Annotated in this window: 21 protein-coding genes and 1 tRNA gene; 7 read left to right on the forward strand and 15 right to left on the reverse strand. The window is 42.0% G+C overall.

Annotation, left to right across the window (positions count from 1 at the left end; all coding sequences use genetic code 11):
- Positions 1-122: 122 nt before the first annotated feature.
- Positions 123-941 (reverse strand): polyphosphate kinase 2 family protein, encoded by an 819-nt coding sequence (locus HC643_RS37880; RefSeq protein WP_038085666.1) that lies wholly within the window; start codon positions 939-941, stop codon positions 123-125.
- Positions 942-1,179: 238 nt separating this feature from the next.
- Here HC643_RS37880 and HC643_RS37885 point away from each other — a divergent pair, with 238 nt between their 5' ends.
- A complete protein-coding gene (locus HC643_RS37885) occupies positions 1,180-1,941 on the forward strand; it encodes a hypothetical protein (protein ID WP_050045484.1) in 762 nt (253 codons plus the stop codon).
- A gap of 88 nt (positions 1,942-2,029) precedes the next feature.
- Here HC643_RS37885 and HC643_RS37890 read toward each other — a convergent pair whose 3' ends face one another.
- From HC643_RS37890 to HC643_RS37900, 3 genes are all read right to left on the reverse strand, one after another.
- On the reverse strand, positions 2,030-2,221 hold the full coding sequence (locus HC643_RS37890; RefSeq protein WP_038085669.1) for a hypothetical protein: 192 nt from the start codon (positions 2,219-2,221) through the stop codon (positions 2,030-2,032).
- Positions 2,222-2,378: 157 nt separating this feature from the next.
- Complete coding sequence (locus tag HC643_RS37895) at positions 2,379-2,615, reverse strand: ChaB family protein (protein WP_038085671.1); 237 nt, start codon at positions 2,613-2,615, stop codon at positions 2,379-2,381.
- Positions 2,616-2,929: 314 nt separating this feature from the next.
- Complete coding sequence (locus HC643_RS37900) at positions 2,930-4,327, reverse strand: phospholipase D-like domain-containing protein (RefSeq protein ID WP_082051642.1); 1,398 nt, start codon at positions 4,325-4,327, stop codon at positions 2,930-2,932.
- Between the two features lie 306 nt (positions 4,328-4,633).
- Between HC643_RS37900 and HC643_RS37905 the strand changes: the two genes are divergently transcribed.
- Together HC643_RS37905 and HC643_RS37910 are read left to right on the forward strand one after the other, a co-directional pair.
- Positions 4,634-4,864 carry a hypothetical protein gene (locus tag HC643_RS37905; protein WP_167844843.1) on the forward strand — a complete coding sequence of 77 codons (231 nt, stop codon included), beginning with the start codon at positions 4,634-4,636 and terminating at the stop codon, positions 4,862-4,864.
- A gap of 9 nt (positions 4,865-4,873) precedes the next feature.
- Complete coding sequence (locus tag HC643_RS37910) at positions 4,874-6,031, forward strand: cysteine desulfurase family protein (protein WP_038085674.1); 1,158 nt, start codon at positions 4,874-4,876, stop codon at positions 6,029-6,031.
- A gap of 98 nt (positions 6,032-6,129) precedes the next feature.
- Here HC643_RS37910 and HC643_RS37915 read toward each other — a convergent pair whose 3' ends face one another.
- The 8 genes from HC643_RS37915 to HC643_RS37950 all read right to left on the reverse strand — a co-directional run bounded on the left by HC643_RS37915 (position 6,130) and on the right by HC643_RS37950 (position 14,191).
- The gene (locus HC643_RS37915) at positions 6,130-6,942 is read right to left on the reverse strand and encodes a response regulator (protein ID WP_038085676.1); all 813 of its coding nucleotides are present in this window, start codon (positions 6,940-6,942) and stop codon (positions 6,130-6,132) included.
- Between the two features lies 1 nt (position 6,943).
- Positions 6,944-9,430 (reverse strand): hybrid sensor histidine kinase/response regulator, encoded by a 2,487-nt coding sequence (locus HC643_RS37920; protein ID WP_038085678.1) that lies wholly within the window; start codon positions 9,428-9,430, stop codon positions 6,944-6,946.
- Positions 9,431-9,757: 327 nt separating this feature from the next.
- Complete coding sequence (locus tag HC643_RS37925) at positions 9,758-10,552, reverse strand: phosphate ABC transporter ATP-binding protein (RefSeq protein ID WP_038085680.1); 795 nt, start codon at positions 10,550-10,552, stop codon at positions 9,758-9,760.
- Between the two features lie 19 nt (positions 10,553-10,571).
- Entirely contained in the window at positions 10,572-11,426 is an 855-nt protein-coding gene (gene pstA, locus HC643_RS37930) for a phosphate ABC transporter permease PstA (RefSeq protein ID WP_038085682.1), read from the reverse strand.
- Positions 11,419-12,297, reverse strand: coding sequence for a phosphate ABC transporter permease subunit PstC (gene pstC, locus HC643_RS37935; RefSeq protein ID WP_038085685.1), 879 nt, complete (start codon positions 12,295-12,297; stop codon positions 11,419-11,421). Before pstC ends, pstA begins: the two co-directional genes overlap by 8 nt.
- Positions 12,254-13,099 (reverse strand): phosphate ABC transporter substrate-binding protein, encoded by an 846-nt coding sequence (locus tag HC643_RS37940; protein ID WP_237266041.1) that lies wholly within the window; start codon positions 13,097-13,099, stop codon positions 12,254-12,256. The genes pstC and HC643_RS37940 overlap by 44 nt, the downstream gene beginning before the upstream one ends.
- A 12-nt stretch (positions 13,100-13,111) precedes the next feature.
- Positions 13,112-13,420, reverse strand: a complete 309-nt coding sequence (locus HC643_RS37945; protein ID WP_038085687.1) for an ArsR/SmtB family transcription factor — start codon at positions 13,418-13,420, stop codon at positions 13,112-13,114.
- A 219-nt stretch (positions 13,421-13,639) separates the two neighbouring features.
- Positions 13,640-14,191, reverse strand: coding sequence for a protein-tyrosine phosphatase family protein (locus tag HC643_RS37950; RefSeq protein ID WP_038085690.1), 552 nt, complete (start codon positions 14,189-14,191; stop codon positions 13,640-13,642).
- A 288-nt stretch (positions 14,192-14,479) separates the two neighbouring features.
- Between HC643_RS37950 and HC643_RS37955 the strand changes: the two genes are divergently transcribed.
- Positions 14,480-15,466 carry a PstS family phosphate ABC transporter substrate-binding protein gene (locus HC643_RS37955; protein WP_050045482.1) on the forward strand — a complete coding sequence of 329 codons (987 nt, stop codon included), beginning with the start codon at positions 14,480-14,482 and terminating at the stop codon, positions 15,464-15,466.
- Between the two features lie 16 nt (positions 15,467-15,482).
- On the opposite strand, the gene HC643_RS37960 is transcribed toward HC643_RS37955, so the two are convergent.
- Together HC643_RS37960 and HC643_RS37965 are read right to left on the reverse strand one after the other, a co-directional pair.
- A complete protein-coding gene (locus HC643_RS37960) occupies positions 15,483-16,601 on the reverse strand; it encodes an ABC transporter permease (protein WP_038076506.1) in 1,119 nt (372 codons plus the stop codon).
- Positions 16,602-16,680: 79 nt separating this feature from the next.
- Positions 16,681-17,556 (reverse strand): Npun_R2479 family HD domain-containing metalloprotein, encoded by an 876-nt coding sequence (locus tag HC643_RS37965; RefSeq protein ID WP_050045481.1) that lies wholly within the window; start codon positions 17,554-17,556, stop codon positions 16,681-16,683.
- A gap of 371 nt (positions 17,557-17,927) precedes the next feature.
- Between HC643_RS37965 and HC643_RS37970 the strand changes: the two genes are divergently transcribed.
- Positions 17,928-19,436 carry an efflux RND transporter periplasmic adaptor subunit gene (locus HC643_RS37970; RefSeq protein ID WP_038076507.1) on the forward strand — a complete coding sequence of 503 codons (1,509 nt, stop codon included), beginning with the start codon at positions 17,928-17,930 and terminating at the stop codon, positions 19,434-19,436.
- A gap of 101 nt (positions 19,437-19,537) precedes the next feature.
- Positions 19,538-22,687, forward strand: coding sequence for an efflux RND transporter permease subunit (locus tag HC643_RS37975; RefSeq protein WP_038076510.1), 3,150 nt, complete (start codon positions 19,538-19,540; stop codon positions 22,685-22,687).
- A 121-nt stretch (positions 22,688-22,808) separates the two neighbouring features.
- On the opposite strand, the gene HC643_RS37980 is transcribed toward HC643_RS37975, so the two are convergent.
- On the reverse strand, positions 22,809-23,432 hold the full coding sequence (locus tag HC643_RS37980; protein WP_038076513.1) for a hypothetical protein: 624 nt from the start codon (positions 23,430-23,432) through the stop codon (positions 22,809-22,811).
- Positions 23,433-23,843: 411 nt separating this feature from the next.
- Between HC643_RS37980 and HC643_RS37985 the strand changes: the two genes are divergently transcribed.
- Positions 23,844-23,915, forward strand: a tRNA-Gly gene (locus HC643_RS37985).
- Positions 23,916-24,339: the final 424 nt, after the last annotated feature.

A 24,339-nucleotide genomic window follows, 5' to 3' on the forward strand; every position in this document is an offset into this window, starting at 1 on the left:
AACAATTAGGGTTTTCGGTGAAACCTAAGTCCATTTGCACACACTTAAGATGAAGTCCACGTAGGTGGACTTTGCTTGTATAGACGCGATTTCCAATCGCCTCAATCTTTTCATTTCTCTTCTTAATCTGGAATAACAATTTTATCCAAGCCCGTTTCTGCTGGCGGATATTGTGGATTCATCGATTCCAGGGTATCAGCAATTGTACGTGCAATAACTAAATTTCGATACCACTTCTTGTTAGCAGGAACTACGTACCACGGAGCATGAGCGGTTGAGCAATAATTAATTGCGTCTTCAAAGGCTGCTTGGTAGTCATCCCAAAGCAAACGCTCTTTAAGATCGTTATGGGAAAATTTCCAATGCTTGTTGGGATTTTGCAACCGACTTTCCAACCGTCGTTTCTGTTCGTCTTTAGAAATATGTAGAAAAAATTTAATTATCTTAATCTTGTTAAGAGTCAGCATATGCTCGAACTCATTAATAACTTGATAGCGTTTTTCCCAAACTTCTTGAGGGACTAGCTGCTTGACTCTAACAATCAAAACATCTTCATAGTGAGAGCGGTTAAAGATAGAAATCATTCCTTGCTGTGGGACTCGGTGATGATAACGCCAGAGAAAATCATGACTTAACTCCTCTTGAGAGGGTGTTTTAAACGACCACACCTGACAGCCTTGGGGGTTAACTCCGCTAAAAACGTGTTTGATTGTGCCATCTTTGCCACCTGTGTCCATGGCTTGCAACACAATCAGTAGACTGCGTTGATGTTCTGCGTACAATCTCTCTTGTAAAGTTTGAAGACGCTGGCGCTGGTATTCTAGCTCCTCTTCAACGTCTTTTTTGTTTTTGTAATTTTCAGAGGCATTGGGATCGATCTTAGCTAAGACAATTGGTTTGTTTGGTCGAACTTGATAGCTAACATTACTTGGTGTATTCATAGTAATTTTCTGTATGCTGGAAGTGCGATCGCATTATTTCTTACCCTAAAGAATCTCAGCGTTTGCGACCTCTGTCATTAGTTACTGGTCACTGCTTGCTGTTAAAATTTAGGAACTCAGTTGTTAATTATTCCGTCATTATACATAGATCGGCAAACCTGTTATTAACCCTCTTTCAGTAGTGGTTCTTAAGTAGGTCTCAGTTTAAAAAGCAAGCAAATATCATCACCATACGAAAATGTATCTCTATCAAACTTCTGCTTTATCTGTGGCTTTGTTAATCTCTGCGACAACCGTAGGAATGCATGCACCTATTGTCTCCGCAGAGGAAGTAAAAGCTTTTGATTCTCCCTTAGTAATCTCTCAGAGGTATAGGGACAAACGCACAATCCGAGCGGTATCGGGACCGGATGACCAAGGACGGTGGCGGTTCAACAAACCCAGTAATGTCTCTAGTGACGAAATGCGAGCACAGGGTTGCGTTGATGTTGGTTCGAGAAATGCACAACGTTGGCGCTGTCCTCGCGACACAATTCGGGTAGAAATTGAAAGTCGGGATGATAACGATCGCTATGATGACCGATACGATCGCGGAGGTTCCTATAGCCAAACTCTGCGTGCGGTATCTGGTCCTGACGACCAAGGACGGTGGCGCTTTTACAAGCCAAACGATGTTTCCGATGACGCTATGAGAGCAGAAGGCTGCGTTAATGTTGGAACGCAAATCCCTTGGCGCTGTCCGAGTCGGAGAATTTCGGTGCAAGTTTCTGATAGAAATTATGGCGATCGCTACGACGACCGATACGACAGGCGATCCTATGAAAGACGCACAATCCGAGCAGTATCGGGACCGGATGACCAAGGACGCTGGCGTTTCTATAAACCAGATGGTGTCTCTGATGATGCTATGCGATCGCAAGGTTGTGTCTATGTTGGGACAAGAAATGCTCAACCTTGGCGCTGTCCCCGCGAGAAAATACGGGTTGACGTCGATCGTTAATAAAATTTATTAAGTGATTTTTACTAAATATATGCGAAGGCATATATTTTTTTATTGCTTTAGTGGGAAAAAAGAAGATCGTAAGCTTTTAATGATAAAATGCGCCAATGATAAGCGCAACGACGATGGGGATAACAATCGGGATGGCAACAATCAACCCCCATTTCCCAAATCGAATTTCTTCTCCTTCTGACTTTAGGAAAGCTATTAAAGCCGCTCCTCCCATTAAGATCCATATACACCCGAAAGCAATAAATATAACAAATACAGAGTCTTGCATATACTTAAACCATTAAGACAAAAATGTCTCAAAATTTTTTGCTGTACTGGCATCTTAGCAAATAATAGCTAGGGATGGGCAAGGACGCCCATCCCACATTCCGGGAGTAATTTATTTTCTGCTGTTCCCTTAAACTGATAACTTTATGTAAGGAGTCCTAGTTACCACCAGAGGTAACAGCTTTGTAGTGCTGAGCAGTGACTTCACCCTTCGCATACCAATTACCATTTTTGTCTTGACCGTACTGGTTGCGAACGCTGTTCCAAGCAATTTGACGCGCACCGTCTTCGCTAATACCGTCGCTTTGAGCAGCATTGAAAGCTGCAACGAAAATCTGCTGGGCTTCTTGGGGTAATTGCTCTCTGAGGTCTTGTGCTAATTCATCAACTTTCATCAATGTTCTCCTATTCTCTAGCTTTGGTTTTATCCTAGAAAGTGAGAAGATAAATTTTCCTCTTTCTCAAAGTAGAGATAAATCACAACCTTCCTTTTGATAGAGAGTTAGAGAGTTAGTGGTTGATAGGTAGGATTATGACACACAAATGCTTTATATAGCGGGTAATGCACACCCTACCAACCACTAAACGCTAACTAATATAGCAGTCCTAAATAAAATATAAGAATAAGAGTGAAGACTGCTAATGGCTAATGGCTAATAAAAAACTGGCAATTAACTATTAGCTATTAGCTATTAGCAATCCAAATTTTTTACAATTGATTTAGGATTGATATAATACTACATTTCCGTGCAGATGGTAGAGTTTTTAGTCCCAACTCTGCTGTTTCATATAGCCGATTAAATTCTCTTTCATAATGTGCGGCAACAATGGAATTTTTAATGAATACTAAAGTCTCGTCGTTTAAGTAATTTCCTGAATTAGACCAATTATGACTTCCCGCGATCGCTAATACCCCATCTAAAACAGCCATCTTACTGTGTACTCCGCGATCGCCCATCAGTCCTGTAGGAAAACCCACAGTTGTTATAGGACGCTTCCAAGGTTTCACTTTGATAAACCGACTGCTTTTGCTTGGGTGCGGACAAACACCCATAGCATCATATGCTTTGGAGTAAGGTTGTCTAAAAAAATCAGGATCTATCAACACTTTGATGTCTTCAATTCCGCGATCGCGAACTTCTCCAAGAGTATCGCTAATTTTTTGATCGGAATACACAAACACGGCAATGTGTATGCTCTTTTGGGCTTGTTGTATGTAAGAAGCAATAATTCCATTACTCGTAGTTGCAATATTGTCTTTTTTGCGATTTGGAGAGAAGTTAACTGCGATCGTCCCACGTCCAACCGGAATTTCAACCAGATTTCTTTTTGGTTTATAGGATTTAAATAATCCCTGCCACATATAATTGAATTCTTGAGTAAAAACGCTAGCAATTTGTTTGTTGTCTGGAATTACAATAGTGTTATTGGGATTTCCCCGACTGTCTAAATTGCTAAAGTCCCCATGTAAGTCAGAATTTGTCAAATTGCCGCTAGATATAATCGTTGTCTTTCCATCTACAACCACAAATTTGTGATGCATAAGCCCACTGCCTTTGGGCGCACGGCTCGATGTGTCGTCTTTTATCTCAATTCCACTAGCACGTAATATAGCCAGAGCATCAACAGGATATCGCTTTAATTCTTCATAAGCTCGCTTGTCATGTTGATTCATTTTGGCGATTTCTTCTGGTGTATAATCAGCTATTGTCTTATTATATTTGCTGTCTATTAATACCCTGACTTTTACTCCACGTTTGTGGGCAAGAGTTAAGGCTTCCACAACTTTTGGAAGTCTTAATTCCATCACAGCTATGTCTACAGTGAATCGTGCTTGACTAATAGTGTCAATAATTTGCTGTTCTAAATTATCCCCTTTCCGAGTAAAGTTTCTGTAAGGATCTTTATAAAAGGAAATTGGATTGTGGTTAAAATAAACTTTAATAGCAGGGTCTTGAGGAAGTGGTTTAAGAAGCGTTTCCTTTGAGGATTGCTGAAAATTATTAAATAATGTTATTCCACCAATCAGCAGTAACAAGAGAAAAAGGATGCTTTTGTAGGGAATTTTATCTTTTTTAAGAGCTATAAGATTCAGGATAAATTTCATGATAGTAAGAGAATAAAAATGACATGAATTTCACCCTGTTAACAAACATTTATAAACTAATTCATTAAAATTAGAGTAGGTAATTCTCTCCAATTAATAGTTGTTGATATTTTATAAATTTAGTGTGGAAATATCAAAGAAAACGGTTCATTTAACAATATCTACTCCTTAAAGAAATCCCCAATTCCCATTTTTAAGGGGGACTAGGGGAGAGCGAGTCAGATCTGAAACGGATTGAATTATCAACTATAAATTATTGTGAATAAGACCTCTACTAGTATTGTTTTAAATAACAAGAATAACAAGATGGCAATTGCGGAAGTTAATTTAGTGTTATTGCGATCGCCATCAGTAGTTTCACGACAGCGATCGGTAAGCGGTAACCAGCGCTCGTTATACCTGTTACCGCATCCGTTACCAAAAATCCATCTGTACGCTTACGAATTGATGCCCAGAGGTGGTAATAATTGGGCAAATGAAATATATAAGCTCAAAATAAAAAGAACTAGCTGCCCAGTTATGTGTGTTCTCGCCTAATTTAAAATTATGCAAATTTACCTTGACTACAGTGCAACAACTCCCATTCGCTCAGAAGCTATAGCTGCCATGCAAGCAGCCCTTACCCAACAGTGGGGTAATCCTTCTAGTTTGCATGAATGGGGACAACGGGCAGCAACAGTTGTGGAACAAGCAAGAATGCAGGTTGCTGGTTTGATTAACGCTTGTCAGCCCGAATCTATTGTTTTTACTTCTGGAGGTACTGAATCAGATAATCTCGCTATTATGGGTGTTGCCCGTTTGTACACTCGACCCCAACACATCATTATTTCTAGTGTTGAGCATTCTGCTGTTGCTGAACCAGCCAGATTGTTAGAGGTATGGGGTTGGCAAGTGACTCGTTTGGGGGTCGATTCTAAAGGAAGAGTCAACCCAAAAGATTTGCAGGCAGCGTTACAAGACAATACTGTATTGGTATCAGTTGTTTGCGGTCAAAGTGAAGTTGGTACCATACAACCAATTGAGGAATTAGCGACTATTGCTCGCAGTGCTGGTGTTTTGTTCCATACCGACGCAGTGCAAGCTGTGGGACGCTTGCCAATAGATGTACAAAGTTTACCTGTGGATTTATTAAGCCTTTCAAGTCACAAAATTTACGGACCTCAAGGGGCTGGAGCATTGTATGTAGGTTCTGGTGTGGAGTTAGTACCCATGTTGGGAGGTGGGGGACAAGAACATCGGCTGCGTTCCGGTACTCACGCAGTACCTGCAATTGCAGGATTTGGAGTGGCTGCAGAATTAGCAGCCCAAGAAATGGCTGTGGAAATACCTCGGTTGATTGCATTGCGCGATCGCTTGTTTGCCCAACTTGCCGACATTCCTGGTTTAATCCCTACAGGCGATCTGACAAACCGATTGCCTCACCACGTGAGTTTTTGCCTGGAATATGCAGATGGGGAAAAGCTGAGTGGAAAAACGCTCGTGAGACAAATGAATTTAGCTGGTATTGGTATTAGTGCGGGTGCTGCTTGTCATAGTGGCAAACTCAATCCCAGCCCCATATTATTAGCAATGGGATATGCAGAAAATGTTGCTTTAGGCGCTATTCGTATGACCTTAGGACGTGAGACAACTGAACTTGATGTCGATTGGACGGCAATGGTACTGAAGCAAATTTTAGAAAGATTGACACTGAGCTTCTCTTGAAAAAAGCAGTTATAAAGTCAACTGCACCACCCACAAGAGACGGGGTTTTACACGCGTTTAATAAAGCTGCTCGATCGGCGATCGATAACCAGTGACATTTAAAAGTTGGGAAGTTTTTGGACGGTGGCACAATGGTATCCTTCGCCGTTAAATTCTATATAATTAACAGTAACTTCTACTTTAATAAGTTGACCGTCTTTTGCTTGATGGAGAGTTTCAAAAGTTGAACAGCGCTTCTGTTTCCAGCTTTGCCAGTAGGATTGCCAAAGATCTATTGAAAAATTGGGATCTAGATCGGGAACTGTCATGGTTAATAGTTCTTCGCGAGTATAGCCCAAATGTTGAGTCGCTGCTTCATTAACATAAATAAGTCGCGCATTGGAATTTACAAAATAGATAGCATCTTTATAATTGTCTAAATAAAACTGGGAAAGGTACAGCGCTAATTCTGCTTTTTGGCGATCGCAAATTTCTTGTTGCAGGCGCATATTTTGAGCCGTGAGTTGCTTTTGCAGCCTTCTAATAGTCAAACTATTTTCCACACGAGCAAAAACTTCTTCTTCACTAAATGGTTTGGTAATGTAATCAACACCCCCCACAGCAAAAGCTTTTACCTTATCAAGAACCTCATCTAAAGCACTAATAAAAATCACTGGAATCTCGCGAGTCAGGGGTGATGTCTTAAGACGTTGGCAAACCTCATAACCGTTCATGTCAGGCATCATAATATCCAGTAAAATCAAATCTGGGGGCGCTGCTTGTGCTGTCTTTAAAGCTGTTTGTCCGTTAATCACTCGGCGAACTTCATACCCAAGTTGAGTGAGCATGGCGGATAAAAGTCGCAGATTGTCCGGTGTATCATCTACAACTAAAATATTTGCTTTTGGCGGTTGCTCTTGACGGTTGTTCATCTCAATTGGGTTGTGTTAAATCTATGATTTTATCAATCCGGAAATTTTCAACTAAATCAATTAAGGAATTTGCAAGAGTTGCATATTCTTCTGGTATTTCTTCGATCAAGCTAAAAATTTGCTTCTCATCAGTGCAAAGCGCGGCTTGATGAAGTTGTGTTATCCATTCAGGAGACATAACTCCCAAGGATGAGGGTTCTAGGGTAAAGGACGAAGGCGTTGTTTCATCCTTGCTGCTTTTAACTTCATCCTTGACATCATAGACATAACGAACTCCTAAAAACTGAGCCATTTTTTCTAGAATGACTTCTTCCCGGAAGGGCTTGCGTACAAAATCATCGCATCCCGCAGACAAAACGACAGCTCTTTCCTCATCAAATGCACTTGCTGTCAAAGCAATGATGGTCGTCGCTTGACCTCTTAAATGACCTTTGATGCGTTTAGTTGCTTCATACCCATCCATGACTGGCATCCGCATATCCATTAAAATTAGATGCGGTTCCCAAGTTTCCCACAAACGAATCCCTTCTAAACCATTTTCTGCTCCCCGGACCTCAAAGCCCAGAGATGTCAGCATTTGGAGCAAGAGGTAGCGATTCTCCCATTTATCCTCAACTATCAAAATGCGGTATTTGGGCTGATTTGGAGCGACAGCAAGAACGCGCCGTCGTTTTTGCTGAATTTGAGTTTCCAGCCTTTCCATCGGGACAACTCGTATGTCAAAAGAAAAAATGGTCCCATGACCCAATGTACTGCTTACAGTAATCTCACCTCCCATCAGATGCACGAATTGTTGGCTGATGGTTAAACCCAAACCTGTCCCTTGCTGAGATTTCCGACCAGTTTCTGTCTGAACAAAAGGTCTAAACAATCTCTCCATCTCAGAGGGTGCAATTCCGGAACCAGTATCTTCTACTTCAAAATGAAGTTTACGAGTTGTCGAGATCTTGTATCGTGAGTCTGTATCTAATTGGGGAGCCTGCTGGTTTGTTTGTTCGTTCCCCATTTTCACGCGAACCGCCACACCGCCTTCTTCTGTAAATTTAATCGCATTACCAATTAAGTTGATTAAAACCTGGCGCAATTTGCTTTCATCTGTTTGCACATATCTGGGAACTTCAGGGTAACGCTCAAATATCAGTTTTAAACCTTTAGATTCTCCTTTTTGTCGGAACATCTCCTCTAAGGAGTCCAGCATACCATACATATCAAAACCATTTTCATTCAGTGTTGTTCTGCCCGCCTCAATTTTTGACATGGAAAGCACATCGTTAATTAAGGTTAACAAATGCTCGCCACTGCGACTGATAATTTCAAGTTGTTCGATTTGGGAAGATTGGAAAGATGGATCGCGAGTCAAGAGTTGGGTAAAGCCGAGGATTGTATTGAGGGGAGTCCGGAGTTCGTGGCTCATATTCGCTAAAAATTCACTTTTAGCGCGGTTAGCTGCTTCTGCTTCATGAGCTTTTTGTTCTAATTTGGAACTGTAATTCTCTAGTTGCTGTCGGGAAATTTTTAATTGTCGTGTCAGCCAATAAACTCCAACCAAGAGGAATCCCACCGATACTAGCCCTACTAACACAATTGTTCCTGCTAGTTGACGTGCGGGCAAAAAAGCTTCTTCTTGATGCATTTCTATTAAAAGAGCAAGGTCTTGATCGTTTAGCCAACGGTAAACTCCAATCACTGGTATATTGGCATAGTTTTTATATAAATCTTCTCCACTGATGCCATTCATCGCATCATCTATACCTTTGCTGCTTACACCCTCAGGATATTCTTGAATATTGGAAGATTCTTTAGAGATAAAAGTGTTTTGCGTGATGAGGGAACCAACTAAATAAGTTTCACCGCTTTTTCCCAAACCTTTTCGTTCTCGAACAATTCGATCGATTCTTTCTAAATTGAGATGAGCTAAAATGACTCCCTGGCGAGTCCCTTTAGCATCGCGAAGAGGCGCTGCTAAGGTGACTGATGGTTTATTTGTCTCAGGAGAAACATAAAAAATTGGATCGAAAGAACTGCCCGGTTCTACTGTTTCAATATACGTAATACTGGCTAAAATTTCGTACTCATTTTCACGTCCTTTGTTTGTGGATAAAATGACTTTGTTTGTGCGATCGATAATAAAAATTTCTTTAAAATTTAGTTTGAGTTTAACAACGTTCTTTAAATATTCAGAGAGAATCTCGTGAGAAGTTTTATATTTTGGGTCAGTTATTGGGTTATTTAAGAGTACCTTGACGTTTGCTTGTACATCAGGAAACTGAGTGACAAGCAAAAAATCTCGCTGTTGATCCTCAAACCAACGAGTAATTTCTCCTTCCTTGAGGGTTGCAGTCACGCGCAACTGATTGAAAGCAGACGTTTTTAGCGCCTCCCTCGCTTTAAAAAAGGCGACGCCTCCCACAACACCGACAGTAAATAAAGATAAAATGAGAAATGAACTGGCGACTTTGGTGGTTAAGTGCTGATTCCAAGAATTCATAAATTTACGGATGCTTTTGTCGATCGTGCTGCCTTAATAAGTAAGTTGGTGTTTGTAATTATCATTGGTTTGTAGTTGCGCTTTGCCACGCTAAAGCAAAACTCAGAGCAAAATATAAAGATTTTACTTTTCGTTATAGAGTTTGGTTTTTTGCCGACCTACTTGGGTAAAAATCAATCTTTATTATAAAAGGTATTTCCCAACCATCTTTCCTAGCGTCTAAAGATTGGGAAAATCAAGCTCCACTTATTTTTGGTTCAATACGCACCATCAGGAGCAACTAGCCCAAAAGAAACGTCATACTGTTTTGGATGTTAAACTTAACAGTTAACCCCTTGCACCCGTTATATAAGCAGCTGTCAGGGGATGTTGGGGAGAATTAAAAATTTGCTCCACCTTTCCCGACTCAACGAGCTGTCCAACGCCGCCCTGAACCCAAAATAAGGCAACTTTGTCTGCAATGCGCTTGGCTTGGGCTAAGTTGTGCGTCACAATTATTAAGGTATAGCGCTGACGCAAACTAGTAATTAAATCTTCGACAATCCCACTGGAAATGGGATCGAGGGCGCTACAAGGTTCATCCAAAAGCAGGGCTTCTGGTTGCAAACCCAAAGCTCTCGCTATACACAAACGCTGTTGCTGTCCGCCTGAAAGTGCTAAAGCAGAAGTATGCAATCGGTCTTTGACTTCATCCCACAATCCCACATCCAGTAGGCTTGTTTCTACAATCCTATCAATTTCCTCGCGGTTGCGGATACCGTGTTCTCGCAGTGGTAATTCCATATTCTTCCAAATGGATAAAGGAAAGGGATTGGGTTTTTGAAAAATCATCCCGACTTGACGCCGCAGTGCGGTCGCGTTAATTTTAGGGTTGAGTACCTCTACAGAACCAATCCGAATTGCGCCTTTGACTTGACAGTTTGGAATCATATCTGTCAAACGGTTCAAGCAACTGAGAAAACTTGTTTTCCCACAACCTGAAGGGCCAACTAATGCCAATATTTCCCCTGCATTTACACTCAAGTTAACATTAGCGAAGGCTGTTTTTTGCCCGTATTGTAGAGTTAAATTTTCTGTTTGAATGAATGTTTCAGTCGTTCTATTGCTGGCATTTACTATCATCGGCTTATTGTCGTTCTTTTTATATAGAAAAAAATCTTTTATGCAACCAACGTTCTGCAATCCATGCTGCTGTACCATTAATCAATAGCAATACTAACAGTAATACTAATGCTGAAGCGTAGGCATTAGCATCTCCTCCAGAGATATTCATTGATAAATCAAAAATATGAACCGAAAGAGCACGCCCGGAGTCTAGCAGCGATTCTGGCATCCTATCTACGTATCCACTTGTAAAAATTAGAGCAGCAGTTTCTGCGATCGCCCGACCAATACCAAGCACCAATCCCACAAGCAATCCAGGAACCGCAGCAGGTAACAACAATTGAAATAGAGTGGTCGTGCGGGAGAAGCCAAGGGCTGCGGCTCCCAATCTATATTCATTTGGAACAGCGCGAAATCCTTCTTCTGTAGAACGAATTAAGATTGGTAGCACCATACACGCCAAGGTCAATCCTCCCGACAATATGGAAAACCCCAGCCCTAAAACTTTACAAAAAAAGACATTGCCAAACAATCCAAAGACGATAGAAGGGACCCCAGCCAGTACATCTAAACTACGCCGCACCATAGCACCAAACCAGTTTTGTGTTGGGGTAAACTCGGCTAGCAAAACAGCCGTACCAATACCAATGGGAATGGAAACTGCCATACAAACTCCCATAATCAAGAAAGTAGAAACAAGAATGCTCGCAATTCCCCCCTCTCTACCCGCGTTTTCCGGTTCGGTCGTTAGAAATTTCCACGACACATGCCCCATACCATGCCAAAGAAGATCGCTGAGTATCCAAAAAAACAGAGCAGTCACCAAAACAGCAGTTGTCCAAACAACAATTGCAGGGAGCCAATCTTTGGAGCGTAAAATGGGTTTAGTCATAAATTTTTCCCTGACTGATAACTTCTGCAACAGCAACCAGTAATACAATCGCTCCCATTAGCACCAACCCGCTCACAAACAATGCAGAACGGTGATCCCCTGTAGCGTATGCCATTTCCAAGGCAATATTAGCTGTTAGTGTTCGTATGGGGTCAAACAGACTTTTTGGAACTTGTACGACATTACCGCACACCATTAAAATTGCCATTGTTTCTCCAATCGCACGACCAGTTTCAAGAATTAAACCTGTGAATAATCCCGATCTGGCAGATGGAAATACAACTTTGCGAATGGTAGCCCAACGGGATAATCCCAAGGCTGTAGCTCCTTGAAGGTAAGAGGTTGGGACTTTTGCCAAACTTGCATCAGCAACAAGTGCAATGGTTGGCAGTATCATCACTGTCAGAATAGCAATGCCAGCAATAAGGCTGGGTCCTGGTGGATGTATCTTGCTAATGGAAGGAACGAGCACTACCAGTCCCCAGAAACCATAAACTACAGAAGGAATTCCCGCTAATAGTTCTATTAAGCGGCGATAGAGCTTTGCGACTGCTTTTGGAGCGTAAAATTGGCAAAAAACAGCAGACAAAATTCCAACTGGTGTAGCAATTAGCACAGACCCAAGCATCGCCAAGAGTGTACCCAAAAGCATGGGGAAGAGATTATACAGCCCTACAGTTGGGTTCCAAGAAGAGTCGGTAAAAAATCGAGTGAGCCCTATATGGTTGAGGACTGGTAACGACTCCAAAATCAAAAAGACGATAATTAAAAGTGCGATCGCTCCTGCTATTACGGTGAGGAAGCGGAGTATCCAAACTAACCATAGGTCATTTGGAAACGACAACAAAGTTTTGCTTTTTAACAATGTCACTTACCTGTTGCGATTGTGCGAAATTAATAAATTCTTTTGCCAGTCCTTGAGGTTCAGTTTTGGTTACAAAGTTAAGAGGGCGGGAAATAGGAAAAGTACTATTTTGCACGTTGGCTGTTGTCGCCGTCACACCACCAACAGGTAGCAGTTTAATCGAGCTTCCACCAGCCACGCTATTTTCAGCCGACCCAATAGAAACATAGCCAATTGCATTGGGGTTTCCTGCTACAGTCTTAATTCCCTGCTCGTTATCACCAATGACCACTTGCGCTTTGATATCGGTATTTTTTAGTTTGAAGTAGTGGGTAAACAATTCTAGGGTAGAACGCCCTTCTGCTTTATTCACAACCGCAATCACCCCATCCTTACCTCCCACCTGCTTCCAGTTTGTCAATTTACCAGTGTAAATATTTACGACTTGCGCGTCAGTTAGAGATGACACCGGATTGTCTTTGTGAAGAATTATCGTCACTCCATCACTGGCTATTGGGAATGCTTTTAAATCTTGTTCTTCTGATTTCAAAGCACGGGAAACCATACCAATATCAGCTACTCCCTGACGAGTATCGGAAATACCGCGAGAAGACCCCCCCGATTGGACATCAATTCGTACACCTGGATGTTTGGATTCAAACTGCTTGCCAATTTCTGCTGCTAACGGTGCTACCGTGCTGGAACCAGTCAGTACAAGTTTGTCTTGAACCTTACTTGCTGTTTGGTTTGCTGAAGAACAGCTTTGGAGCCAAACACAGCTCAGCAGCCCCATTCCAACAGAAACCAAAAATTGCGATCTTTTTAGCATAATCAAATCGAACTACAAATTTTCTTGAAAATAGAGAACACAACAACCAAGGTTTAAAGCTTTGCTTGCAGTCAATTCCACTTCTGGAGCCAAGCGGTAAAGAACCGCTTTTCCATCACGCTCTTGCACAACCAACTTTGCCCGACGCAAAACTTGCAAATGATGGGAGAGCAGGCTTTGTTCCAAACCCAAAATTGCGTTCATCTCCCCCACATACCTCGGACTGTTCATGAGGAGTTGTAAAACTGACAGACGGGTGTCATCTCCCAGTATCTTGAGCTTTTCTACACAGTCAATTTGCTTCTTTGTTCTGTTTTTCATATTGTCTCCATACCGTTTGTTTTTCTAGTTTTCAGCTAACAGAACATCTCTTGCAGAGGTATTAGCCAAAAATTAAAAATTGCGATCGCAATTCAAGAACGATTCATATGAATTTTCATTCATTTTTTACATACAAAAGGCTACCTTGATGAATTCTAGTTAATGTGAGGTCTGTCAATCTCACGTTTAATGAATCTTTGGAATACCTGAATTTAATAACTAGTACATATCATTAGCACGACAATTATCTAAAAGTGCGTTCAGTTGTGCTACAACTTTCCAAGGATTGCGACCTTTAAGTAAAGCAACAATTGCCGCTTCATACGGATTTCTTCCCGTCCGCTTTACGGATGCAATTGCCTCTGAGTTGGATAATCCTCGTCTACTCACTAACCAAGCCGCTAGAACATGTCCCGTTCGACCAATCCCGCCAGAACAGTGGACGACGACCTTCTCCCCAAGCTGGTCTGCTGCTGCTAGGAACGGCAGAATCTTTTGGAGCAAGGTTTCACTGTTAACAAGTTGAAAGTCTTCAATCGGTGCCCAACAAACTCGTTCTACCCCAAATACCTGTTGGTAGGTTCCTAAGAGATCTGAGTAACGCGCTAGCTGGAGATCGGGAAGCAAGCAGCAAACCCGTTGTATACCATGACACTTTACAAAGTGAATCCAGTCGGATACGTTTTGGGCAGAATACCCCGGTCTTGAGGCACCAAAAACGATTGGTTCGAGGTCACTTGCAGCCGCAAAGTTATATCTCCTTTTAACCATTTCTTTGAAACTGACTCCAGATAATACCGACAATGTTTAAGGTGCTTTCAATAAACCTCACACTTCTTCGCGATCGCGCTCAATGTTTGAGGTGAGGTCTATTTTGACTTCCTCGAACTTATCTATGTTTACAGTTTCCGTTCCCTCCTATCTCAGTTAATCAGTGCTTGGCAGTCTGATTTCTTAAATTAACAATAATTTATGTTTAACTTTTACTTAACTTATACTAAAGGAGTAAGCTGCTATTTTAGAAGCCATTCTGGCGGTACGAGCGATTCATATATGTCTATGCCCCAAAAGTCCGAAACCACTGTTCTCATTTTGGCTCTGCTTATTACAGTGGGATTAGTAGGAGGTGGTGTTTGGTGGTTCATGAAGCACTCAGGTCTTGATATAGGTGGTTTAGCCAACAATCAATCGCAACCACTAGGGCAGTCCAAAGTTGAAAGTTTTTCCTCCGTACAGAACGTACCATCTGGAGTGTTTAACTACGGTGGTAGCACGAGTTGGGTCTCTATCCGCAAAACAGTAGATCCGGTTATTGAAAACGTATGGCCTCAGTTTCGCTTGCGCTATACCGATCCCGATCGCAGTGCTCCTAGTTCTCAGACAGGTATCCAGATGTTGTTAGACAATCAACTCTCGTTTTCTCAATCTTCTGTTCCGATTCCCAATGAAGCATACGAGCAAGCGCGACAGCGGGGTTTTTCGCTTCAAGAAATACCTGTGGCAATTGATGGCGTTGCGATCGCTGTTAACCCAAGCTTGAATATCAAAGGTTTAACTGTAGCCCAATTTAATGATATTTACGCAGGCAAAATCACCAACTGGAACCAAGTGGGTGGTCCAAACCTAAAAATTATACCCTACGGTAAGAAAGACCGAGATTCTGGGAGTCATATTGTATTTATGCCAACGACAACAGAGGCTTTGCGTCAAGTAGCGGTCAATCCTGGGGGGATTTATTACACCTCTGCGCCCTTGGTAATATCGCAGTGTAACGTTAAGCCTTTGCCAGTGGGTCGTAACTCCAATGAACTCGTTTCTCCTTACAAGCTACCTTTTATTCCCCTGTCTCAATGTCCGCAACAACGCAACCAAGTCAACGTAGAAGCCTTTTTAAGCGGTCAGTATCCCCTAAGTCGGCGATTATTAGTGGTGATTAAACAGAACAATCAGCTTGACCAACAAGCAGGTGAAGCTTATGCTCGCTTACTACTGACCGCTCAAGGACAGGAATTAATTACAAAAGCTGGGTTTGTCAGCATCCGCTAGTGAGTTTGCTCCTGTACTACCGTTGCAAACTACGGGGATCGAGGGCATCCCTCAGCCCATCACCCAGTAAGTTGAAAGACAGCACTGTCAGAATAATTAAAATAGCTGGCGGCCAGATAAGCCAAGGTTGCAAGACTAGAATAGAAGCGTTGGTTGCTAGAGATAACATATTGCCCCAAGAAGGATCTGGCTGCTGAATTCCCAATCCAATCAGACTGAGTACGGCTTCTGCGCCGATGAAACCGGGAATAGCGAGAGTCGCAGAAATAATGATGTAAGTGGCGGTTTGTGGCAGTACGTGACGAAGGATAATGTAAAGCGGTTTGCCTCCCATCGCTTTAGCGGCTTGGACATATTCTCTCTCTTTAATGGAAAGCACTTGTCCGCGTATAACCCGTGCTAATCCTGCCCAACTGATAAAGGAAGTAATGACAATAATCAGTAAGAAGCGCTGGGTGTTAGATATACCCGGTGGTAAGACTGCTCCTAAAGTGACCAAAAGATAAATGCTGGGGAAAGTCATCAGCACTTCAGATAAGCGCATGATAATACTATCTGTCCAGCTACCAAAATATCCAGAGATTCCACCTATAATCAGTCCCAGGGGAAAAGTAAGTAAGACTCCTATAAGACCGATAAACAAGCTGATTCGACCACCAACAAGCAAGCGACTTAATTGATCGCGTCCTTGGTCATCCGTACCGACAAGGTTAAACTTTGCTTCACCATCAGCACCAAATAGATGCCAATTTAACGGAATACCGGGAATGATATCGACTTCTTCCCATTTAGGCGGGAGGGGTAGGCTTAACTGAAATAAACGGTAAGTAGAGCCTTGTACGAAAAGTCTTAAGGGTGAAGGCTTTTTGAAGTTGACAATCAGTTCGCGATCGCCTGTTTCTAAATTGGTTTCGCCCTGAGTTGTGGGATAAACGTGAGGACCAATAAATTGTTTTGATTCTTGAGAAACCCAATAAACGCGAGTTGGTGGCAGTAGAGAACCGTTTGGTTGAGAGGCATAGGGGTCATAAGGGGCGACAAAGTCAGCTGCAATGACCAGTGTGTAGAAAATCAAGAGCACAATTGCCCCAAATTTTGCTAAAGGATTTTTTTTAAGTCTGTGCCACCAATTCATAGGAATTATGAATTATAAATTATGAATTATGAAATTATATAGTAATATTCATAATTCAGCATTCTTAATTCATAATTCCTTATGCACGCAGTTTCTCCATCAGCAAGAGGTTATCTTCTTGAGATTTTTCGTGTTCTACAACGAACACGTTAGAGTAAAGATTGGCAATAATTTGTTTGCCTTGTTGGGTGAGAGAAAGGTAACGTAACGCATCGTGAATGTATTGATAGACGACATTCCAATAAAACTTGGCGTAGTTTTTGCGTAAGTCAGCCGGGTTTTGATAACCCAATACCTTATTCATCCCAGTCTCTTCAAACTCATAAAATAAGGAAGTAATCTTTTTTAAATAACGGGGGTCGCTTAACTGACCGATTAAATCAGCCGCACGCACCAACCCTGCAAAGCTATGCGTATCTTGGTGGTCATCGACAGCTGGTACTGGGAAGCGAGTTAATTCAATATTTCTCTTAATTACCTCAGAATCGATCAGTTTATGACCGCCAAAACGTTCATCTATAAAGAGTTTAGCTCTATCAACGTGATAAGGCGTGAGGCTGGCATCAGACGCACCTGGTGACAGACTAATCATTTTTCCGTCTTTACCCGTACCATACAACCCTTCTTCTTCTCGGTCTTGACGGCATACCCCTTTCACATAACCAATGTCATGGCAAAGTAAGGAAATAATAAAATGCAACCAGTCTTCACTGGAAACCCCCCCTTCACGTATATGTTTCCCACGCAAAATTTCTTGCCCAACTAAAGTGACTAAGATGGAATGTTCTACGTTATGATACAAAGCATCACTGTTGGCAATATTTTCCAAAGCCATGTTACCTGCCCAAGCTATGATATCTTGGTAATCATGCTTGTAACAGCCATAGGTACGAGTGTATCCTTCACGAATTTGCTGGACAAAATTATCTATTAAAATCTCAGTTGCATTAAACATAGTAATAACTCAAGTGATAAGATTTTTTTATCGATTCTCTTAATTTTTCATAATTAGATGATAAATCCGGAGTAGACAAGTATCCCCTTGAACGCTTTTATGGAACAGATTCCCTGGTGACTTGGCAAACAACCAATTCACTAGTAAATCTTTCTGACTTTAGCACAGCAATAAAGCAGTGACCAGTGACCCGACGGCTTACTGTTTACCAGCCACTGCTAAAGATATGACTTTTGTCATGGGTATATTCCGGGGAATCACACAACCGGAAGCAGGAGAAATACGTCATATTTAATGTACAGCAATCATTTTTAAACTTTCTTAAGCAAAGCTGCTTATCGAGGTTTGCTAGAAAGCGGAGGCATCATACTGTGGGTGAAGAGAGTTTATCGAAACTAGAACTAGAAGAGTCAGTGGTGGTAAAAGACGCCATTAGGGAAGAGGAAATAACGGTTCCAAAGCAAGGTAACCCTTGGCTAATACCGTTGTTAGTAGGTACGGGTCTGGGTGTTGCTCTCTCCTTTGGAGGAATGCGCCTTTTCAGTAATCTTTCGGTGAACCAACAACCAGTTGCAACTAAATCGGTGGCAATAGCACCAAACATGACTGTCACTGTTGCACTAGTGGAAACAACCCGTGTTGCTCGTACATTGTATGCAACGGGAAGTGTAGCAGCACGCGATCTAACTCCAGTTTTACCCCAAGCAAATGGTTTGCAAATCAAACAAATTCTTGTGAAGGAAGGAGAAAAAGTCAAAGTCGGTCAAGTGATGGCTATCTTAGACGATTCTCTTCTTAAAGACCAAATTCGGCAAGCACAAGCGGAAGTAGAGGCAAAACAGGCGGATGTTGCTTCCAAACAAGCTGATTTGATATCGAAACAAGCAGCAGTATCATCGAGCGAAGCAGTTGTTGCTTCCAATCAAGCAATTGTCCAGCAAAAATTAGCTGACTTAGCTCAAGCTAAAGCAAAATTGAGAGAAGCACAACTCAATTTCGATCGCAATCAAAAATTATCGAATGAAGGAGCAATTAGCCTCCAACAATTTGATACTGCTACAACAAATTTGGCAACGGCAAGAGAGGCAGTACGCCTTGCAGAAGCCAATATAAAAAGCGCTCAAGCCAATGTTAAGAACGCTCAAGCGAACATTGGCGGTGCATTGGCAGGTGTCAATATTGCTCGAGCTAATATTAATAGCGCCCAAGCGAATGTCAGGAGTAGTGCGGCTAAAATAGGACAACTCAAAACTCAACTCGGACAAACTGTGGTTCGCGCCCCTGTCTCAGGAGTTGTGGCAGAAAAATTGGCACGAGTTGGAGATGTGACAGGCGTACCGCCACAAACTCAAGTTGGAACTGTAGTTGGTGGAACACAAAAATTGTTCTCAATTATTCAAGATGGCGAGTTGGAGTTACTTGCACGAGTCCCAGAAATTCAATTGCCACAAGTCCGAATTGATGCACCCGTGCAAGTCACTTCCGCTTTGGATAGTCGGGTGAAATTGGAAGGAAAAGTGAGAGAAATAGAACCTGTTGTCAATCAGCAAAGGCGCGAAGCAACGGTAAAAATTAATTTACCTGCTACGACTTCTTTGAAACCAGGTATGTTTGCTCGTGCTGCTATTACTAGCACAACAACAACAGGTATTGGTGTACCGCAAAAAGCCGTATTACCACAATCTGATGGCAGTGTCATCGTATTCATGCTATCGGGTGAAGACACCGTTCGCGCCCAAAAAGTAGAACTAGGAGAGGTTCTTATTGGTGGCAGAGTGGAAGTTAAAAAAGGATTGCAACGTGGCGATCGCATCGTTGTTCAAGGTGCTGGTTATCTCAAAGATGGTGACAAAGTACGAGTCGTTAATGCTGATAGTTAATTTCTCACTCATAAATAAATGGGCCTAAGGCATTGCATAACAGCTGTACGGGCGCAAGGTCGCCGCGCCCCCACTAACAACCTACTACTCACAAAACTTCCATGTCTTTCAATGTTTCAGCTTGGTCGATAAAAAAGCCAGTTCCAACAATAGTATTATTCTTGATTTTGACGATAGTGGGTTGGTTTTCTTTCCAATCTTTAGGGATTGATACTAACCCTAATATTGATGTTCCAACAGTACAGGTAAAAGTCACGCAACCGGGGGCGGGACCTGCGGAATTGGAATTTCAAGTTACTAAAAAAATTGAAGACGCTGTGGCGGGGCTGGGTAACATTGACGAATTGCGATCGACAGTCACCGATGGCGTTTCTACAACGACCATTAATTTTGTGTTGGGGACAAACACAGACCGCGCTACAAATGATGTTCGCAATGCTGTCTCCCAAATTCGTCAAAACCTTCCCCAAGACATTAATGACCCTATCGTGCAACGCGTAGACTTTGCTGGGGGTGCTATTCTAACCTATGCAGTCAGATCTGATAAGCGTTCTGTAGAGGAATTAAGCAATCTGGTTGACCAAACTATCAGCCGTGCGTTGCTAGCGGTGCGAGGGGTAGCACAAGTGAATCGGATAGGTGGAGTGAACCGAGAAATTCGGATTAACTTAGATCCGGCTCGCTTGCAATCTTTAGGTATTACTGCTACTCAAGTCAACGAGCAGATCCGGGCTTTTAACATTAACTTACCAGGTGGGCGTGCAGAACTCGGTGGTAGCGAACAAAATATTCGTACTCTCGGTAGTGCTGCTAGCGTACAAGTTTTACGAAACTACGAAATTGTTTTACCTGGAGGTGGTTCTGTACCTTTGTCTAGCTTGGGAACGGTAGAAGATAGCTACGGTGATGTGCGACAATCTGCAAGCTTGAATAACAAACCTGTGGTTGCGTTCCAAGTCCTGCGAAGTACGGGTAGTGTTATGGTGACAGTGGAAGAAGGTGTCAAAGCATCTGTCGAAAAACTGCAAAAGACCCTTCCCCCTGATGTTAAGTTGGACTTAATTTTTACAAGGGCTGCTTTTGTTAGGGACTCTTACCAAAGTACAATTGATGAATTAATCCAAGCTTCAATACTGGCAGTCATTGTTATCATGGCATTTTTACGTGACTGGCGAGCAACATTAATTACGGCTGTAGCATTGCCACTCTCCATGATTCCGACCTTTGCCGTGCAGTATGCTTTGGGTTATACTCTTAACAACATGACCTTACTGGCACTTGCCCTAGCAGTGGGTAACCTAGTAGATGATGCTGTCGTAGAAATTGAAAACATGGAACGGCACATGTCAATGGGTAAGTCAGCAAGGCAAGCAGCTTTTGACTCATCTGATGAAGTGGGTTTGGCTGTGATAGCAAGTGCAGCAACAATTATTGCCGTATTTCTACCTGTTGCTTTTATGGGTGGTATTCCCGGTCAATTTTTCCAACCCTTTGGTCTGACTGTTGCTGTTTCTACCATCTTCTCAACTTTGGTAGCCAGGATGATTACGCCAATGATGGGGGCGTATTTGATGAAGGATAAGCATCCGAACAGAGAAGGTGAGAATGGCAAGTTCTCCCATTCCCCCACTCCACACCTTTCCTCCTCCCGTCAGCGTTTCCGACCCTACAAATCCCTGCTCAGATTCGCATTGCGTCACAGGTTAACTACGATGGGGATTGCGATCGCATTCTTCATTGCTAGTTTGATGCTTGTTCCTCTCATTCCCAAGGGATTGGTGGATGGTGGTGATATAGGAATTTCTATTATCTCCGCAGAACTCCCCCCCGGTTCTTCTTTGGAAGATAGCAAACAGGTCGCAACCCAAATCACCAACCTTGTTAAGGACAATCCCAATGTTTTGAGTGTGCTGTCTGTAGAAGATATAAATACTGCAACACTTACACTTCGGTTGAAGCCTAAAGAAGAAGGGCGAAAAGTTTCTCAAGTAGAGTTTGAGAAATCCGTGCGTCCTCTGCTAGAACAAGTTCCGGGTGCAAGAATTGGTTTCCAAAGTGCTGGTTCTGTTGGTGGTCGCAAGGATTTAACTTTACTCTTACGCAGTGAAAATCCCGAAGCCTTAATCCAAGCCGCAAATGCGATCGAAAAACAAATGCGGGGAATACCGGGATTGGTAGAGATATCTTCGAGTGCAAGTTTGGTGAAACCAGAGATTTTGGTTGTTCCCGATCCGCAACGGGCGGCTGATTTAGGAGTCTCGGTGCAATCTATTGCCCGCACTGCATCTCTTGCTACGATTGGAGATAATGATGCTAGCTTGGCAAAATACAATTTACCCGATCGCCAAATCCCCATCCGCATCCAAATTGACCCCAAAGCCCGTGAGGATCTCACGACTCTCAAAAATCTTCAAGTTCCCACTTCTAACGGAGGTGTCGTTCCCTTAGTGGCGGTTGCAGATATCCGCTTTGGCAGCGGACCCGCAAGTATAAACCGTTTCGATCGCACCCGTCAAGTTTCTTTAGAAGCGAACTTAGAAGGAATTTCCTTGGGAGATGGTTTGAAAGCAGTCAATCAACTACCTGCTATGCAGAAGCTACCTCCAGGAGTCACGTTGCAAAACTCTGGTGATGCCAAAATTATGTCTGACATCTTCGGTCGTTTTGGCGGTGCATTGGGGCTTGCTTTAATGTGTATCTATGCAATTCTCGTTTTGTTGTATAATAACTTCCTCCACCCCATAACAATTATGGCTGCGTTACCTTTCTGTTTGGGTGGCGCGTTGGTAGGTTTGATGCTCGCACAAAAAGCCTTGGGAATCTATGCTTTGATTGGTATTGTGTTGTTGATGGGGATTGTCACAAAAAATTCAATTCTATTAGTTGACTACACGATTATCAACATGGAGGAAGGAAAAACCCAACGTCAAGCACTGATAGAAGCAGGAGTATCCCGTTTGCGCCCAATTATGATGACTTCACTAGCAACCATCGCAGGTACTGTTCCCCTAGCATTGGGAATTGGTGCTGGTGCAGAAGTCCGTCAATCAATGGGTGTTGCTATCTTGGGAGGTTTTACCACTTCTACTTTGCTAACCTTGGTAGTCGTACCCGTGTTGTTCTCATATATTGATGATTTCCAAAACTGGATGCTGAATATAGTTAAACACGGTTTTGGGATGAAGAAAAAGCAACGGCGAAATGTTGCTGAAGGGAACAACGTGGTAAGGGATTTGCCGCCTGCTAACTGAAATGAGATATTTTGCTTCGGCTTAGATCTCTAACTTCCGTAAGGGTCTTGTTGGCAAATTAATGAATCAGAACGAGCAACTTTTTCCCAGGTTCCGCCTGGGAAAGTCCTTTGCAATTTCATTATTCAATAATTCCAATCAATATTTGCATTAAAACATCTAAATCATCAGGCACGCGATACAAACTAATGTCCTGAGTAATATGGAGATGTTGTTGTTCTAATAAACCAAAACGCCAAGTATCACCTACTGTAACTGCACCATAAAGAATATCTTGTTCTTCTGCTATTGCCAAAGCAATTAACTCTGCTGATAGTTGAGTAAAACCTCTTGATAAATCGTCGTTTTTAGCTTCAACTACCAGAAAACTTTTACCTCTTTCATCTGCGTTCATATTTCGCAGTAAATAATCTAGATTACCTTTGAGTCGAGAATTTACCTGGAGAGGATATTCTAAACGCATTTGACACTTACAAAAACGCGCTAGTTCCGAAAGTACTGGTGCTACCATAATTTCTCGACGTGCAGTTTCGCTCGATAAAGTAACTAGTGGTAACAACTCCTCAATTTGCTGACGTAATTCAGGTAAACGTTGTGGTATGCGTTGAGAAGAAGGTAAAGTAATACGCGCTCGTGAAAAGCTATAACCTAATTCAGCTAAAATATCTTCTGTTTCATAAGGTAACTCGAAGTAAGAACGAAAAGTGTAACTAGTTCCTTCTTGTAAAATTTTTGGTTTAGACATAACAAATCCGACATCCAGCTAATAAGAAAGCGTCCTAACTGTTTTACACAGTAGAGCCAACTTAGCTTAATTATAAGTATATTGATTCGTTTTCTCCTTGGTCAAATTCAGCCTGTGCCTCACGTCTAAAGACAATGAGCTTCTTCATTGACGCAACTTTTTAACATAACTTTACATTGTGTCCCATTTTGCATTCGCTACTTTTACCCGTGTAGCGAACAAAAAATACTGAGAAGTTAAATTCGTTTTTCTTATATCAATTTATGATAAATGTGGCAAGATGACAAAAGTTCAAGCCCTGTATCAAGCACAACTAAAATTATTGATATCTTGTAAAGAAGTTTACCACACGCTAGCCGAGATTAAAAAATTGTGCTACAATACTAAATTAAATAACAATACTAACTATTTGCGGGTGTAATTCAGTGGTAGAATGTCACCTTCCCAAGGTGAACGTCGTGGGTTCGAGTCCCATCGCCCGCTTTTAATATTTGTTCTAGAGCGACAAATAATTCGTCGTCACGGACAAATAATTTGTCGCTCTACACGTCTGCTAATTTTCTTCATAAGAAAGTTGTTTCAGTTAATAAAGCGCACAGATTTGGCTACCTTAAGAAATAGTCTGTTTTCCGCACAATATATTTCCCAAAACAAATATAACAGCAGTTTTTCAATACGTTTTTAACCCGATATAAACTTATTTAAAATTTACATAAAAGACAAGTTTTAATAAACAACATATTGCTTCATTGTGACGAAACCATGGCGACATCAACACATAAATTACTCAGTGCTACGTAGAAAATTTATTAAATATTAAAACTGACGCAAAGCCCCTCTTAAAAAGTATGGCTGTTTCATTCCCTATAAGGACTGAATTTACAAGCGTATGAACCAAAAAAATCAG

The organism is Tolypothrix bouteillei VB521301 (assembly GCF_000760695.4).
GTDB lineage: Bacteria > Cyanobacteriota > Cyanobacteriia > Cyanobacteriales > Nostocaceae > Scytonema > Scytonema bouteillei_A.

Excerpts from the sequence above, each read along its gene's own strand:
- HC643_RS37915 (WP_038085676.1), bottom strand. The coding sequence starts at position 6,942 with ATGAACAACCGTCAAGAGCAACCGCCAAAAGCAAATATTTTAGTTGTA.
- HC643_RS37975 (WP_038076510.1), top strand. The coding sequence starts at position 19,538 with ATGTCTTTCAATGTTTCAGCTTGGTCGATAAAAAAGCCAGTTCCAACA.
- HC643_RS37910 (WP_038085674.1), top strand. The coding sequence starts at position 4,874 with ATGCAAATTTACCTTGACTACAGTGCAACAACTCCCATTCGCTCAGAA.
- HC643_RS37890 (WP_038085669.1), bottom strand. The coding sequence starts at position 2,221 with ATGCAAGACTCTGTATTTGTTATATTTATTGCTTTCGGGTGTATATGG.
- HC643_RS37885 (WP_050045484.1), top strand. The coding sequence starts at position 1,180 with ATGTATCTCTATCAAACTTCTGCTTTATCTGTGGCTTTGTTAATCTCT.
- HC643_RS37920 (WP_038085678.1), bottom strand. The coding sequence starts at position 9,430 with ATGAATTCTTGGAATCAGCACTTAACCACCAAAGTCGCCAGTTCATTT.
- HC643_RS37940 (WP_237266041.1), bottom strand. The coding sequence starts at position 13,099 with ATGCTAAAAAGATCGCAATTTTTGGTTTCTGTTGGAATGGGGCTGCTG.
- pstA (WP_038085682.1), bottom strand. The coding sequence starts at position 11,426 with ATGACTAAACCCATTTTACGCTCCAAAGATTGGCTCCCTGCAATTGTT.
- HC643_RS37950 (WP_038085690.1), bottom strand. The coding sequence starts at position 14,191 with ATGGTTAAAAGGAGATATAACTTTGCGGCTGCAAGTGACCTCGAACCA.
- HC643_RS37895 (WP_038085671.1), bottom strand. The coding sequence starts at position 2,615 with ATGAAAGTTGATGAATTAGCACAAGACCTCAGAGAGCAATTACCCCAA.
- HC643_RS37925 (WP_038085680.1), bottom strand. The coding sequence starts at position 10,552 with ATGATAGTAAATGCCAGCAATAGAACGACTGAAACATTCATTCAAACA.
- HC643_RS37880 (WP_038085666.1), bottom strand. The coding sequence starts at position 941 with ATGAATACACCAAGTAATGTTAGCTATCAAGTTCGACCAAACAAACCA.
- HC643_RS37965 (WP_050045481.1), bottom strand. The coding sequence starts at position 17,556 with ATGTTTAATGCAACTGAGATTTTAATAGATAATTTTGTCCAGCAAATT.
- HC643_RS37900 (WP_082051642.1), bottom strand. The coding sequence starts at position 4,327 with ATGAAATTTATCCTGAATCTTATAGCTCTTAAAAAAGATAAAATTCCC.
- HC643_RS37945 (WP_038085687.1), bottom strand. The coding sequence starts at position 13,420 with ATGAAAAACAGAACAAAGAAGCAAATTGACTGTGTAGAAAAGCTCAAG.
- HC643_RS37955 (WP_050045482.1), top strand. The coding sequence starts at position 14,480 with ATGCCCCAAAAGTCCGAAACCACTGTTCTCATTTTGGCTCTGCTTATT.
- HC643_RS37980 (WP_038076513.1), bottom strand. The coding sequence starts at position 23,432 with ATGTCTAAACCAAAAATTTTACAAGAAGGAACTAGTTACACTTTTCGT.
- HC643_RS37905 (WP_167844843.1), top strand. The coding sequence starts at position 4,634 with ATGGCAATTGCGGAAGTTAATTTAGTGTTATTGCGATCGCCATCAGTA.
- HC643_RS37960 (WP_038076506.1), bottom strand. The coding sequence starts at position 16,601 with ATGAATTGGTGGCACAGACTTAAAAAAAATCCTTTAGCAAAATTTGGG.